Raw genomic sequence first — 13,318 nt, forward strand, 5'->3', positions numbered from 1 at the left:
TTTAAAATATAAAACAACGAAAATGAAAAAAATATTTTTTCTAATCATTATTTATCTTTTTGTGAATTCAAGCTTAGCATTTGGGGCAGATGATAAAACAGCTATTTCGGAGCTAAAAACTTATCTACGTAAGATAAAATCGGTTGCGATAGATTTTACTCAAGAAGATTCGTACGGTAAAATAGTTAAAGGAAAATTACTGATCCATAAACCTTATAATTTTAGATGTAATTATTATCCTCCTTTCCCTTTAGTTATAATAGGTACTAAAAATTTCGTATCGATGTATGATTATGATATGGAGCAAGTAAGCCGTATTAATAGAAGCGAAAATACATTTAATTTTTTATTAGAAGATAATGAGCATTTTGACAAGGATTTTGTTTTTGAAGCGGTAATTAACGCAAGAAATATTTCTAAAATTACTATCTATCATACTCTAACAGAAAAACGTAGCGAAATTACTTTTAATAAAGCTACTCAACAAATTGAAGCATTAAAAATATTTGAAGATAATAATATAGTCACTATTACTTTTGATAAAATAGCTAAAGTACAAAAATTTTCCGATGATTTGTTTAAAATAAAAAACCCTGAAATATTCGGTCCTCCTAAAAGATTAACAAAATCGGAAATAGAAAAAAAATATATTGTTTCTTAAAAATAAACAGGTTATGTTAATTATGCTAGTAGTGGGCATTGTACCTGTTTAGTCGGTCAGGTCTGAAAGGAAGCAGCCAGAGTGGGATTCGATGGGTCATTACTAGCATTATTCTAATTTTGATGTCATTAAGGCGGCTCGTTTTATGTCATTCCCGCGAAAGCAGGAATTCTCAGTAAAACATATACAAAATAAATTTTTTATAAAGTCTTATAACTATCGTGCTAGATATAAATTCATCAAATCAATATATTCCTTTTGCAAGGAAATATCGTCCTAGTAACTTTGCCGAGCTTCAGGGGCAAGAGGTATTAGTCAAAGTTTTAAGCTATACTATTTTAAACGATAGGCTCGCCGGAGGCTATCTTTTAACAGGTATTAGAGGAGTCGGTAAAACTACTTCCGCCCGAATTATTGCTAAAGCCGTCAACTGTTCTGCTTTAATTACCGAAAATACGACTATTAAAACATGCGAGCAATGTACGAATTGCATCAGCTTTAATAATCATAATCACCCTGATATAATCGAAATTGATGCGGCAAGTAAAACTAGCGTAGATGACATACGTAGAATTATAGAATCCGCCGAATATAAGCCCCTACAAGGTAAGCATAAAATCTTCATTATTGATGAGGTGCATATGCTCTCTAAAGGGGCATTTAATGCACTTCTTAAGACACTGGAAGAACCACCACCTCATATAATATTTATCTTTGCAACGACGGAAGTACAAAAGATACCTGCAACTATTATCTCAAGATGTCAACGTTATGATTTAAGGCGGTTGAGTTTTGAAGAGATTTTTAAGCTACTTGAATATATAACTAAGCAAGAAAATTTAAAAACCGATATAGAAGCACTAAGAATTATAGCTTACAAATCGGAAGGGTCGGCACGTGATGCAGTCTCTATTTTAGATCAAGCAGCTAGTATGTCGGTAAAATCTGACAATATAATTAGTCCTCAAGTAATTAATCAAATGCTTGGGCTTGTCGATAGTTCGGTTATAATAGAATTTGTCGAATATATTATCCACAGAGAGACGGAAAAAGCTATAAATTTAATAAATAAACTTTACGGTTCTTCGGTTAATCTTGAGATTTTTATAGAATCGGCATCAGATTTTATTGCTTATCTTAATAAAGTAAAAATGTTACCTAATTATAGTTTGCCTATATATGAATCATTTAATGATAGAACTAAAAACATATTAGATAAAACCAGCTTGCCACACTTATCAATCTTATGGCAAATATATAATAAGGGAGTAGGGGAAATAAAAATTTCCTATAACCAACTAACAGAAACGGAAATGTTAGTTATAAAATCTATATATTCGACGTCGCTACCCTTGCTTACAGATTTTGACGGTAATAATCAAAATTTAAATCAATCAATTAATCCGGAAATAAAAAAAAATTTTGAAATTGTAGATTTTCTTGAATATTTATATAAAAATAATGAGATAGATATATATTATTTCCTGCTCAATCATACGGAACTTAAAAATCTCAGTAATAATAGATTAGAGTTCGTAAGTCTTAAAGTTACAAGCAAAATAAAAAGACAAATAGACGATTTGTTAGCTGCTTTTACTAATGAAAAGTTTGAGATAATAATAATAAAAGAGCAGAACAAGCAAACCTTAAAGAATCAGTTAATTGGTAAGATTGAAGCAAGTAACGATTTTGGTTTAATTAAAAAACATTTCCCAAATATAACAATTTCGGATATTTTACTTAAAAGCTAAAAATATATAGGATAGAATTATGGTAAATTTTAATCAGTTTTTAAAGCAAGCCCAATCAATGCAAAAGAAAATGCAAGAAGCTCAAGAGCAAATGGCAAATGCAAGATATACCGGTAAAGCCGGCGGCGGGCTTGTTGAGGTTATTGCAACCGGTAAAGGCGAAGTTGAAAAGATTTCAATTGATGAATCTTTATTAAAAGCAGAAGAAAAAGAAATGCTTGAGGATTTAATTAAAGTTGCCTTTAATAATGCTCAACAAAAATGTGATGAAGATTCTCAAAATTCTTTATCAGGAGCTTTAAACGGTATGAGATTACCACCAGGCTTTAAAATGCCGTTTTAACACGGCTCTTATGTCATTCTTGCAAAGAGATCGTGTTGAGTGGATACAAGTCGTCATTGCACGCGAACGTTAGTGAGCGTGGCAATCTCAGGAATTCTTCCCATTGCTTCGTCAATTTACTATTGTAAATTTCCTCGCAATGACGGAAAAACTGCTCCACGCAACAACGTCTTTAGTCGCTTAGCTCATGACGATTTGGTATCCATATTTATTCACAACATATCATCACAATAAGATGTATTATCCCCAACATCTCGTTAAGCTCTGTTTGCACTGTCTCAGGCAAAACTTTAAGTTTCTCTTTTAATATTTGATATTCTTCATTGTTGTCATCATTATATATTTCTTTATATTTCAATAGCGTTTTATCCCTATTTTATCCTTAAGAGAAGGGGAATCATATCGTTTAGTTTATCTAACTTTTGCTCTAATTTTTCTTTTTGCTCTTCTGTTAGCTCTTTTTTTACCGGTTTCTAAAAAATTTTTCAAATTACAAGCATCTTGTAGATAAAGTTTAACAACATCAATATTATAATCTTATTATTGACAAGTTCTTTGATCTTTTTAATGTCTTCATTGTAAATAGCATTAAACAAATTGATTTCGTCATATTTAGATTTATACACAAAACCCCTTTTATTTAAAAAAGGCATGTTAGCACTTTTTGATATAAAGGCCAAGAAATAATTAACAATTTAACTATTTCTTAATAAAAAGGAAATTTGTAAAAAATAGACATCTTTCCAAAGCAGTTTATAGAGAGAAATTTAAAGGATACACGGAAGCACTTGCCGCTGCAGCATATATAGACATACGTGAAGATTAGGGATTAGGATCGACGTACAAATTGCCTTTAGAAGCAAGTTATGCAAGAAGTTTAATAATTCAAGATCAATAAATCCTTATCAATCCTGAAACCTTTGAAACGCTCAAGTAGCGACATACCAAGAAGCGAAATATCAAGGTCACCAAGACCTACATGTCCTTTGATGTTCTTAAATTCCTTACCGATTAGTACACTATTTAAGGTTATAGGGGCGGCTTTATTTTCGCCGTTAGCTGTTAGATAAGTTCTAGTATATTTTAATTTAGTTAAGTCAAAGCCTAATTTTTGAGCATCTTCTTTAGTTAAAGCTATATCACTTGCCCCTGTATCTACCATAAATTTTATTTTAACGTTATTTACAAAAGCATTGATATAAAAATGCCCGTCTCTGCTACGGGCTATAATAATTTCTCCGACTTCAGTAGACCATTTATATGATGGAATTAAAGCAGACATTACTCTATGATAAGCGTAGTTCAGCTCAAACCTAAAAGCATAACCGGTTATTATAACTAAGAAAATTACTGCCCACATTGCTAATTGCAAACAAAATCTGCGTATTTCATTTTGGCTAATAGTACTGTAAATTATACTAAATAATATTAATAATGACGCACAAAAACTCCCTATATTTTGTGGTGCTTTAAAAAATTTTGGATAATGTTGATTGATATATTTGTATAATAAACCGGTTACAATTACGGTGCTACAAATGATAAAAATAAGTTTTATGAGTTTTTTATTCATATAATATACTACAAGTAAATAAAGAATAGGTATACGCAGTTCTATCTGAGTATATAAATTTTAATCTATATAATCAAACCAAAGTCCCAGCCCATTTTTAAGTGGAAAACTACCTTCTTGGTTCACTAGAATAATAATTCCAAGTTCTTCTGAAGGTATAAAGCCAATAAAAGAATTAATACCGTTAATTATATAGCCTGAGTGAAAAATTAAATCCTTATTTGAGCATCCTTTTACTTTAAGAATACGCCATCCAAGAGCATAATATGACTCAATCATTTTTTGATCAATAGGCCAAATCGGTTACCATTTAAATCCAAAAACATCTTTGTTTGATTTTACTATTTTACACATACGATCTAAAGTACTTTTAGCAATAAGATTCGGTTTATAACCAAAACTAAGTGTGAATATTTCAATCATTCCATCTATCGATGCAAAAATACCGACAGATGCAGGTACCGTCTTTGGGTAATAAGGCGGAAACGGCAGCAATGTTATTACCTCCTGTCCGTCTATTATTGCTTTAGAATGCGGATAAGCAAGTTGTACATTCGAGGCCCTAGCGGTAATATTTGTATATTTTGCGTTTTAAGCGTTGTACGCAAATTATCTATTGCAGCATTTAAACTTGATTTTTTACAATTTAAAGTTTCTTCAAGTAAACTAAAATATGTTACTATACTTATAGCATTGCCCGGGTTTACAACTAGCTTGTTGTTTTTTTAGCAACGTTGCTCAATTTCAATATTTCCTGAGAATTGATAACCTGTTGTATGGCTTAAAATATTATTAAGACTAATAGCATTTTTAGGTATGGTAATTTGAATTTTTCATCAAAATCTCAACTTTCTTGATCTACCATTAATGCAATTGCCGTTGCTGAAACAGCTTTTGAAACCGATGCTAAAGGAAATAAAGTTTTATCCATAAATAACTCCACTATTACCTTTCTGATTTCCAAAAGTTGTTTTATAAATAACTTCACCTTTGTATAAAATTGCAATTGCTCCTCCTTGTAATTCAAGTTTTTTAGTTTTTGCGGTCATTATACTCATGTCTATGCCAAAACTGTACGATGTGATAATAGTAACATTATACTAAAAAATGGATAAGCTTTTTATTCATATGGCGATATTATTTATTGATTCTATGTCATTCCTGCGAAAGCAGGAATCCAGCTTTCTAAACAAATTATATACTAATTAACCGCTATTGCCTTTTCTTTATCTTTTAATCTAATAGTAGCAAGCTCTAATAAATATTTGTCATCTAAAGCTTCAATAATTTGCTCATATAATTCAGCTGGCATTAGATAAGCAGTCGGTTTATTATGATTTAATAAGGCAACAGGCTCACCACTTGCCTTATCCAATAATGCAGTAGGGCTTTTTTTAAATTCTGATATACTAACTGCTAGATTTGCATGAATATGTTCCATTATTGACTCCAAGTAAACGAAGAAAGTTATACGAAGATCAACTTGGAAAAGAGCAAGGAGTCTACAAGACTAGGAGCGGAGCGTATCCTTAATACGTGGCTACCTGCGAACTTATTTAGACGACGTAGCCAGTTTTTTAAATTCATTGAGGATACATATAATTAATACTAATTATAGGCTATCATTTTATCTTTATCAAGAAAATCACCTTAAATCGCCGATATTCTCTAAAAACAACCTAGCTCGATGCGATGCCGGTTTATTAAAAAAATCCTCGGCAGGCTGATTTGCTAAAATCTGTCCTTGATCCATAAAAATAACACGATCCGCTATTAATTTTGCAAACTTCAAATGGTGCGTGACCACTACCATGCTCATTTGATCTTTTAATAAATTTATATTCTCTATAACATCTTTAATATTTTCAGGATCGAGTGCCGAAGTCGGTTCGTCGAATAACAAAATTTTCGGCTTCATCATTAAAGCCCTTGCTATTGCGGTGCGTTGCTTTTGCCCTCCTGATAGGCTTGCCGGATATGAGTCAAATTTTTGCGTTAACTTAAATTTTGCAAGCAATTCCTTTGCCATAGAAATTGCCTGTTCTTTTGGCAAATTTAAAACATTTACCGGTGTATAGATTAGGTTTTCTCCTACCGTTAAATGCGGGAATAGATTAAAATTTTGAAAAACCATACCAACTTTTAAAAGAAGCTTTCTTCTATTTTTAAGCAGTAGCTTCTTCCCGTCTACCAAAAAAGTACCACTACTTGGTTCTTCTAAATTATTTAAAATTCTAAGCAGAGTAGTTTTACCGCTTCCCGAAGGACCGATTATTACAGTAGTTTCCTTAGTAGTAAAACTTAAATCAATATTCTTAATTGCGTAATTCTTGCCATAACGCTTACAAACTTTTTCTAAAATAATCATAAACTAGACCGTAAATTTATAACCGTCATAAAGCGGCTTAACGTTATTTGGAAGCATTTTCGTAATCTCATGATAATCTATCGTGTGTCTCATATTGGTTAATAATATCTGCTCAGGTTTATATTTTTCACGCCATTCTAGAACTTTGTCAAGCCCTGCATGATTTGGATTTGATTTATAATCCATACAATCTAATATCCATATTTTTATATCTTTTAAAAATTTATCTGATTCATGAGGAAAATCGATTAAATCGGGCGAATAAACGAAATCACCTATACGTAAGCCCAAGCTATCTATAGGACCGTGATGCTGTCTAAAAAATTGTATTTCGATAGTATTAATCTTAATTTTATCAAAAAAACTAACAGATTGAGTTGTGAACAGTCGCCCAAGCTTAAATAACTTATTGTTAAATAGATAATCAAATTTTGTATGGAGCTTTGCCGTACTATCGTGATCTGTATAGATTTCAAATGGCTTGCCTTGCATAAAAGTAAATACTCGTAAATCATCGATGCCGTTAACGTGATCGGAATGATAATGTGTTAATATAGCACAATCGAGCTTATTTATCTTTTCTCGTAATAGTTGATTTCTAATATCAAAACCGAAATCAACTAATATTTGACTATTTTCATCGTTAATATATATTGCTGATCTAGTCCTTTTATTGTACTTTGAAGGAGATGTGCAAGTACTACAATCGCACCCGATCACCGGTACGCCTATAGATGCTCCACACCCAAGTATTGTTACTTGTAACATAAATATTTAAAATAATGTTTGAAGTTTTTTATAATTTTTGCGGCTTAAATCAAGAAATATTCTTATTTTTGAATAAAATTACTAATATCGGCTTTATACCTTATTTTTTTAAAATAATTTCGTTTTGTTTTAATATCGCTAATTTCGCTTTAATATATATTTTATACTGTATATATTTTTATATTCAATTAAAGAAAACCAAAAATGATAAGAAGCGGCAAAATAAATTCTGGCACAATTATAATAAGTTAGTTGAAATCGGTATAATATACGGGGTATTCGGTTTAATTTTTACCGCTCTTAAATTTTCAGTTAATTTCCCTCGCCCTTATTGCAGTCTTCCTGTAGATAGTTTCATGACCATAATAAATACTGCAAACGAAAGATGCTTTTCAAGCTTTCCAAGCAGCCACGCAGCTCTTAGCGTGTTAGTAACGTATTTTGCTTGGAATTATATAAAATTACCATTAAAAATCTTAATGATTTGTGTTATTGTGCTCGTGTCTTTATCTCGCATAAGCCTTGCTATGCATTACCCAAGTGATATAATCTACGGCATTATTATTGCATTTATAACAATACTGATAGGTAAGTTAATTTATCGCATCTTTGCAAATCATATAATAAGAAAGATCGGGGATTTTCTATTAATGAGGCAGTAATTAAGAAAAAACATATAAAAAACTTGTTTTTTAATCTTGAAAGTTTTTAATATGCACGCTACAATGTAGCTACATTATTGAAAGAAGATTTTTATGTCTGCTGATTCTATTGTGCGAGCCCGTATTAATGAAGACGTGAAAGAAGAAGCAGCTTTAGTGCTTGCTGCTATGGGACTTACTTTATCTGATGCTGTTCGTATGCTGTTATTTCGTGTTGCTCGTGAAAAAGCATTGCCGTTTGAACCACTTATCCCAAATGATGAAACAATTAAAGCTATGAAAGCTGCAAGAAGCGGCAAATTAGTTCATGTTGGTAATATCAATAATTTGTTATCTGATTTAAATGAGAACGATTAAACGTACTGCACTGTTTAAACGTGGAATAAAGATGATATTTTACTGAAAGCAGTTAGATACTTGGTTGCTGATATAACATGACCTATACATATGAGAGATCATGCCCTTATAGGTAATTGGAAAGATTGTAGAGGTTGTCATATTAAAGCGGATTTAGTATTAATTTATAGAAAACCCGATGCTGACACATTGGAGTTAATACAATTAGGTTCAAACAGTACACTTGGTTTTTAATTATTTTGAAATGAACCAGAAACGAGTTCCCCCAAAAACCATCTAACCATCCATAGTACTGGACAGTTTTTGAAAAGCGTTTGATGTCGCTCCTAGCTAAAAACGAGAATGACATCAAAAAACCAAACAAACATTATGCTACTATACCGAAAATACTTTATAAAAAATATCTTACCGCTGCTTATAGTCGTTACTTTTTCAGTGACTAGTATAGTATGGATAACGCAAATATTAAAACTTTTATATTTATTTGATAAAGGTATAAAAGTTATGGACTTCTTCAGTTTAATAGTTTTAGTACTTCCTACTTTATTATTTATTCTGTTACCGGTAATAATGGTTATTACCGTGATCTATATCTATAATAATTTAAAAGTCGAGCGACAATTAATTATATTACAAGCTTCAGGAGTTAATAATGTACAGCTAGCACTGCCTGCTTTATATGTCGCATTAATAGTGATGCTACTTGCTTATTATATATCTTCTACAATCCTGCCGTTATCTCATATAAACTTAAAATCACGTTTAAACTTTATAAAGAATAATTATATCTCAAGTATGATTGAAGAGAAAACTTTTAATAAAGTAACGAAAGATATCACTGTTTTTATAGATAAAAAATCAGCAGGAAATATTATGAACGGCGTAATAATATTTGATAATCGCAACGCTGATAACCCATCAGTAGTATTTGCGGGTTCAGGTACTCTTAATATATATGATAATAGCCCGATTTTTGAACTTAATAAAGGCATAAGACAAGAATATGACGTAAACGGTAATTTAACTCAATTAACTTTCGATTCTTTAATGATAAAACTGCAAAATGATAATCCTTTAGTATCACAAAGAACTAAACATAATAAAGAAGCAAACGAATATTATATAAGCGAATTACTTGCCCCTCCTCATGATTTAGCTATTACTAAAAAAATTAAATTAATTGCTGAAGCACATCAAAGAATAATTTGGCCTTTATACAATTTTGTATTACCTTTTGTAGCACTTGCAGTTTTTTTGAGATATCCTTATAGCAAAAAAACAACTTTTATGCCGGTATTATTTTCTGCCTTAACAGTATTGCTAGTTACTTCAATTCATTTTATATTACAAAATTTTGCTTCAAAAAATCTAGATTTTATTTTTGCTTGTTATTTCAATTTGGTTATTGCTTTAACGATCGGATTATATTTATTTGTACGTAAAAGAATATAAATTTATTAGACTACCTTATTCCAAGCTCCACGAGGATTTTGAGTAAAACAATCTATTTTGTTTTCCTGTTCGGTAAATTTATTTATTTTAACTGTTAATTCTTTTAAATCTTCGGGTAAATCAGTTATTATAATTATCCTTTTGAAAACTCTTATATACTCTTTTGCTTGTAAAATTTTTCCTATATCTGTAGGCGAAATAATAACAAGCACACTAGCATTATTAGGATTTTGTAACTCATCGGTAATATAAATCGGCTGTTTTTCAGGCTGCGGATCAAGTTTACTACCGTGAGGTATAAATTGCTTACGTGAATAAGTCCAAAGATTTTTATTGAGCATTTCTTGTTGATCTGCATCTGCAGTTAATATCACGCTTTTAAGATCAGAGTGATAGCATTTTTCTATCAGAAGCAATATCGATTTTAGAAGCAATTCATCGCTTGTTTGATAAATACTAAATTGCTGCATAAAAATTTTATGTTATTTTTTATGAGAAAATTTAAGTGGTACGGATGAAGGGACTTGAACCCCCACGCCTCACGGCACAAGAACCTAAATCTTGCATGTCTACCAGTTCCATCACATCCGCATATGGTAATGCCATTCCTGTAAAAGGGTGGCCTTGTTGCATGGATTCTATGTAATTCCTGCCTCTGCAGGAATTACATCAAAGTATTTCCATCAAAAAGTTATAATACACATCATATAATTTTTGTAAATCGCTAATTTTTGTGTATTCGTTTATCTTATGTGCCGTTTCGGATAATAAACCAAACTCTACTAACGGACAATAATTTTTGACGAATCTTGCATCCGACGTACCGCCGCTTGTAGAGAATTCAGGCTTTATTTTAAGCGTATGCTCTACTACTTTAGCAAATTCTTTTATTTTATCGCTAGGGTTCTGAATAAAACTTTCAGCAGAACTACTATATTCTAACTTATAATCTACTTTATATTCTTTACAATGCTGTTTAATAATTTCTTCTACCTGTTTTGCTAAAGTTTCTGCACTATGTAAATTATTAAAACGTATATTGAAAGATGCTTCCGTACTGGCCGGAATTACGTTTGAAGTATTATTACTGACCTCGATATTCGTTACTTCAAGATTTGAACGTTGAAAAAATTCAGTACCTTCATCAAGTTTTATATTTGTTAACTCATTCAATATTATTATTAAGCAAGGCAATGGGTTATTTGCTTTATGAGGATAAGCTACATGCCCGCTTAAACCTTCTATATTTAATTTAAAGTTAACACTTCCTCTTCTGCCAATCTTAATTGCATCGCCTATTTCTTTTTCACAAGTAGGTTCACCGACAATAGCAAAATTTATCTTATATCCTTGATCATAAATATATTGCAGCATTTCTTTAGTACCATGCTTTGCTTTTCCCTCTTCATCACTAGTAAGTAAGAAACTAATGGAACCTTTAAAATCGGTATTATTTTTTATAAAATCTAAACTGGCAGCTAGAAAGCACGCTATAGCCCCTTTCATATCCACCGCACCTCTGCCATATATCTTACCATCTTGCTGGCTAACTTTAAATGGACTCGCATTATGCCAAAGCTCATGATTGCCTTCCAACACTACATCTACATGACCAACAAAGCAAATATTAGGCTCATTGCTACCGAAAACAGCATAAAGATTAGTGACTTGCTCACTTTTAGAATCACCGAATATTTTTATTTCGGTCTTAAAGCCGTGCTGTTTAAGCAAATCATTAATATACTCAATAGCCCCATCGCTCTTAGGAGTTACAGACTTAAAACTAATCAAATCTTTTAAGTAGTTAATGTACATCAATTATTGCCAAAGAGAATTTAATGTGGTTTTTAGTTTGTTTTCAAATTGTTTTATATAGTTTTTAAGGTTGTCAATCTTACTTTGATTATTATCAAGCTCTGTTACCATTTTTTGCTGTTCTTCAAGAGGCGGGATAGGAATTTGTAAATCCTCTAAATCTTTCAAATAAACGTGAGGTTGACCTGATCCAGCTTGCTTTTGGTATATTATATTTTGCTGAGATTTTAAAATATAATATAGATATTTAGTTAACAATAGTTTTTCATTAAATAGATTACGTTACAATCTGAAGTCCACATTGGTGAATTATGATACCAAATATATCCAGCATATGCTCCCGATGAAGAAATAGTGATTATGTTACCGTTAAAATTATATTGATTATGTGAATAAGGACTAACCCGATGCTATTACTGGAATATCCCCCTTAATTGCAGTATTAATGTTAATCATTTTACCTTTTTTACCTACTATTAATGTTGTATACTCCTTATGCTCAAGAGATAAAATATTACTTTTTAATTTATTGATAACGATATCGCCAAATTTAACAATTTCTCATTGTTTATTTATTTCAAAATAAGGATGCCAATTATCTATTATCTGTTTTGCCCCCTCTATTATCTTTTGATAGCTATTCAATTCTTCAATAATTTTCTGTTGTTTTTCTAGAGACAGAAGAGGAATATAAATTGAGTTTATATGTTCTCTATTTAAACCAGGCTGAGCACCTTTATTATAAGCTAAGTTCTTATTAATTTGATTTAATCGCTATATTTAAACAATAAAATAAATAAGATTGATGTATAATATTCGGTTTCCCTCTAAAAATATAAACATGTTCATTAACCATTACTCCTATTTGCGGTAAAATTTTATCATATACAAAACACACTTTACCCGTTAATGCTCCGTCTTTACACATTAAAATATCATTGTTTTTCACCAATCCTTTTTAGCTATTTGATAAAAATCGAGATCTATAAAAGGAATTTTAGATAAATTTAATTTTCCATCCTCGCCTGTTTAAATCATTTATACCGACAATTTTTCTTTTTTTATTATCTAGACGTAACGCCGATATTCTTAACCTCATAAAACCAATATTCTTTTTGATTATTCGGTTTATGTGCATAGTAAAATAAAGTATTGACGTTTTTACTCCTGTATAAGGTAAAAAAGTACCTTGCGGTAGAGAGATAACGAGTTGCAGCTTTGCTTTTGATAGTAAAAATTGATGCACAGCAGAGGTGTCTTTTCTGAATAAGAACCCTTCAGGTACTACCAATGCCATTCTACCACCCTCTTTTAAATTTTGCAGGCAATGCAAAACACAAGCAGCATCACCGTTATTTTTTGCAATGCCGTTATTAAAAAGAAAAGTTATATGATTTTCTGTTATAATTTTGCCGTTTTTGCTAGTTTTTTTAGTGATAGCTTGAGAAAATGGCAATTAGCAACAATTATATCAAACTTTAACTGCTGATCAGTTAAGAGTTTAACATCATTGCGGTTTTGGTTAACTCTCGCCCATATAATGTATTAAATCTTAATTTTTCTAAATC

The 13,318-nt window shown here is 31.1% G+C and carries 18 protein-coding genes, 1 tRNA gene and 1 other RNA gene; 8 read left to right on the forward strand and 12 right to left on the reverse strand.

The window, feature by feature from the left end; all coding sequences use genetic code 11:
- Positions 1 to 22: 22 nt before the first annotated feature.
- The 4 genes from BTU51_RS07465 to BTU51_RS07480 all read left to right on the forward strand — a co-directional run bounded on the left by BTU51_RS07465 (position 23) and on the right by BTU51_RS07480 (position 2,755).
- Positions 23 to 661 carry an outer-membrane lipoprotein carrier protein LolA gene (locus tag BTU51_RS07465; RefSeq protein WP_012151436.1) on the forward strand — a complete coding sequence of 213 codons (639 nt, stop codon included), beginning with the start codon at positions 23 to 25 and terminating at the stop codon, positions 659 to 661.
- Positions 662 to 681: 20 nt separating this feature from the next.
- An RNA gene (ffs, locus tag BTU51_RS07470) (signal recognition particle sRNA small type) lies at positions 682 to 775 on the forward strand.
- 107 nt (positions 776 to 882) lie between these two features.
- Entirely contained in the window at positions 883 to 2,412 is a 1,530-nt protein-coding gene (dnaX, locus tag BTU51_RS07475) for a DNA polymerase III subunit gamma/tau (protein WP_012151437.1), read from the forward strand.
- A 19-nt stretch (positions 2,413 to 2,431) separates the two neighbouring features.
- Positions 2,432 to 2,755 (forward strand): YbaB/EbfC family nucleoid-associated protein, encoded by a 324-nt coding sequence (locus BTU51_RS07480; protein ID WP_012151438.1) that lies wholly within the window; start codon positions 2,432 to 2,434, stop codon positions 2,753 to 2,755.
- Positions 2,756 to 3,632: 877 nt separating this feature from the next.
- Here the strand turns inward: BTU51_RS07480 and BTU51_RS07490 are convergent.
- The 6 genes from BTU51_RS07490 to BTU51_RS07520 form a co-directional block, all read right to left on the reverse strand.
- Complete coding sequence (locus BTU51_RS07490; RefSeq protein ID WP_012151442.1) at positions 3,633 to 4,328, reverse strand: TIGR02281 family clan AA aspartic protease; 696 nt, start codon at positions 4,326 to 4,328, stop codon at positions 3,633 to 3,635.
- Between the two features lie 60 nt (positions 4,329 to 4,388).
- Complete coding sequence (locus BTU51_RS07495; protein ID WP_012151443.1) at positions 4,389 to 4,607, reverse strand: serine hydrolase; 219 nt, start codon at positions 4,605 to 4,607, stop codon at positions 4,389 to 4,391.
- Between the two features lie 644 nt (positions 4,608 to 5,251).
- Positions 5,252 to 5,386, reverse strand: coding sequence for a hypothetical protein (locus BTU51_RS09820; protein ID WP_012151446.1), 135 nt, complete (start codon positions 5,384 to 5,386; stop codon positions 5,252 to 5,254).
- A gap of 143 nt (positions 5,387 to 5,529) precedes the next feature.
- Positions 5,530 to 5,769, reverse strand: a complete 240-nt coding sequence (locus BTU51_RS07510; RefSeq protein WP_012151447.1) for a type II toxin-antitoxin system Phd/YefM family antitoxin — start codon at positions 5,767 to 5,769, stop codon at positions 5,530 to 5,532.
- A 204-nt stretch (positions 5,770 to 5,973) separates the two neighbouring features.
- Entirely contained in the window at positions 5,974 to 6,696 is a 723-nt protein-coding gene (locus BTU51_RS07515; protein ID WP_010977895.1) for an amino acid ABC transporter ATP-binding protein, read from the reverse strand.
- 3 nt (positions 6,697 to 6,699) lie between these two features.
- Entirely contained in the window at positions 6,700 to 7,464 is a 765-nt protein-coding gene (locus BTU51_RS07520) for an MBL fold metallo-hydrolase (RefSeq protein WP_012151448.1), read from the reverse strand.
- Positions 7,465 to 7,478: 14 nt separating this feature from the next.
- Here BTU51_RS07520 and BTU51_RS07525 point away from each other — a divergent pair, with 14 nt between their 5' ends.
- From BTU51_RS07525 to BTU51_RS07540, 4 genes are all read left to right on the forward strand, one after another.
- Positions 7,479 to 8,126: a phosphatase PAP2 family protein gene (locus BTU51_RS07525; RefSeq protein WP_012151449.1), complete on the forward strand. Its 648-nt coding sequence runs from the start codon at positions 7,479 to 7,481 to the stop codon at positions 8,124 to 8,126.
- A gap of 93 nt (positions 8,127 to 8,219) precedes the next feature.
- Positions 8,220 to 8,483 (forward strand): type II toxin-antitoxin system RelB/DinJ family antitoxin, encoded by a 264-nt coding sequence (locus BTU51_RS07530; RefSeq protein ID WP_012151450.1) that lies wholly within the window; start codon positions 8,220 to 8,222, stop codon positions 8,481 to 8,483.
- 90 nt (positions 8,484 to 8,573) lie between these two features.
- A complete protein-coding gene (locus BTU51_RS10220) occupies positions 8,574 to 8,717 on the forward strand; it encodes a type II toxin-antitoxin system mRNA interferase toxin, RelE/StbE family (protein WP_012262646.1) in 144 nt (47 codons plus the stop codon).
- Positions 8,718 to 8,852: 135 nt separating this feature from the next.
- Positions 8,853 to 9,935 (forward strand): LptF/LptG family permease, encoded by a 1,083-nt coding sequence (locus BTU51_RS07540; RefSeq protein ID WP_014362438.1) that lies wholly within the window; start codon positions 8,853 to 8,855, stop codon positions 9,933 to 9,935.
- 5 nt (positions 9,936 to 9,940) lie between these two features.
- On the opposite strand, the gene BTU51_RS07545 is transcribed toward BTU51_RS07540, so the two are convergent.
- The 6 genes from BTU51_RS07545 to BTU51_RS09600 form a co-directional block, all read right to left on the reverse strand.
- Positions 9,941 to 10,405 carry a DNA polymerase III subunit chi gene (locus BTU51_RS07545; RefSeq protein ID WP_012151453.1) on the reverse strand — a complete coding sequence of 155 codons (465 nt, stop codon included), beginning with the start codon at positions 10,403 to 10,405 and terminating at the stop codon, positions 9,941 to 9,943.
- A gap of 36 nt (positions 10,406 to 10,441) precedes the next feature.
- A tRNA-Leu gene (locus BTU51_RS07550) sits at positions 10,442 to 10,526 on the reverse strand.
- Between the two features lie 78 nt (positions 10,527 to 10,604).
- Positions 10,605 to 11,750 carry a succinyl-diaminopimelate desuccinylase gene (gene dapE / locus BTU51_RS07555; RefSeq protein WP_012151455.1) on the reverse strand — a complete coding sequence of 382 codons (1,146 nt, stop codon included), beginning with the start codon at positions 11,748 to 11,750 and terminating at the stop codon, positions 10,605 to 10,607.
- 3 nt (positions 11,751 to 11,753) lie between these two features.
- On the reverse strand, positions 11,754 to 12,008 hold the full coding sequence (locus BTU51_RS07560) for a restriction endonuclease subunit S (protein ID WP_012151456.1): 255 nt from the start codon (positions 12,006 to 12,008) through the stop codon (positions 11,754 to 11,756).
- Positions 12,009 to 12,507: 499 nt separating this feature from the next.
- A complete protein-coding gene (locus tag BTU51_RS07565; RefSeq protein WP_014362439.1) occupies positions 12,508 to 12,699 on the reverse strand; it encodes a restriction endonuclease subunit S domain-containing protein in 192 nt (63 codons plus the stop codon).
- A 48-nt stretch (positions 12,700 to 12,747) separates the two neighbouring features.
- Entirely contained in the window at positions 12,748 to 13,206 is a 459-nt protein-coding gene (locus BTU51_RS09600; RefSeq protein WP_012262650.1) for an N-6 DNA methylase, read from the reverse strand.
- Positions 13,207 to 13,318 lie beyond the last annotated feature (112 nt).

The organism is Rickettsia rickettsii (assembly GCF_001951015.1).
Classification (GTDB): domain Bacteria; phylum Pseudomonadota; class Alphaproteobacteria; order Rickettsiales; family Rickettsiaceae; genus Rickettsia; species Rickettsia rickettsii.

What these genes read in the sequence shown, in the direction of transcription:
- BTU51_RS07520 (WP_012151448.1), bottom strand. Translation starts at nt 7,464, where the DNA reads ATGTTACAAGTAACAATACTTGGGTGTGGAGCATCTATAGGCGTACCG.
- BTU51_RS07545 (WP_012151453.1), bottom strand. Translation starts at nt 10,405, where the DNA reads ATGCAGCAATTTAGTATTTATCAAACAAGCGATGAATTGCTTCTAAAA.
- BTU51_RS07465 (WP_012151436.1), top strand. Translation starts at nt 23, where the DNA reads ATGAAAAAAATATTTTTTCTAATCATTATTTATCTTTTTGTGAATTCA.
- BTU51_RS07540 (WP_014362438.1), top strand. Translation starts at nt 8,853, where the DNA reads ATGCTACTATACCGAAAATACTTTATAAAAAATATCTTACCGCTGCTT.
- BTU51_RS07495 (WP_012151443.1), bottom strand. Translation starts at nt 4,607, where the DNA reads ATGATTGAGTCATATTATGCTCTTGGATGGCGTATTCTTAAAGTAAAA.
- BTU51_RS07510 (WP_012151447.1), bottom strand. Translation starts at nt 5,769, where the DNA reads ATGGAACATATTCATGCAAATCTAGCAGTTAGTATATCAGAATTTAAA.
- BTU51_RS07515 (WP_010977895.1), bottom strand. Translation starts at nt 6,696, where the DNA reads ATGATTATTTTAGAAAAAGTTTGTAAGCGTTATGGCAAGAATTACGCA.
- BTU51_RS09820 (WP_012151446.1), bottom strand. Translation starts at nt 5,386, where the DNA reads ATGAGTATAATGACCGCAAAAACTAAAAAACTTGAATTACAAGGAGGA.
- BTU51_RS10220 (WP_012262646.1), top strand. Translation starts at nt 8,574, where the DNA reads ATGAGAGATCATGCCCTTATAGGTAATTGGAAAGATTGTAGAGGTTGT.
- BTU51_RS07525 (WP_012151449.1), top strand. Translation starts at nt 7,479, where the DNA reads ATGTTTGAAGTTTTTTATAATTTTTGCGGCTTAAATCAAGAAATATTC.
- BTU51_RS07480 (WP_012151438.1), top strand. Translation starts at nt 2,432, where the DNA reads ATGGTAAATTTTAATCAGTTTTTAAAGCAAGCCCAATCAATGCAAAAG.
- dapE (WP_012151455.1), bottom strand. Translation starts at nt 11,750, where the DNA reads ATGTACATTAACTACTTAAAAGATTTGATTAGTTTTAAGTCTGTAACT.
- BTU51_RS07530 (WP_012151450.1), top strand. Translation starts at nt 8,220, where the DNA reads ATGTCTGCTGATTCTATTGTGCGAGCCCGTATTAATGAAGACGTGAAA.
- BTU51_RS07490 (WP_012151442.1), bottom strand. Translation starts at nt 4,328, where the DNA reads ATGAATAAAAAACTCATAAAACTTATTTTTATCATTTGTAGCACCGTA.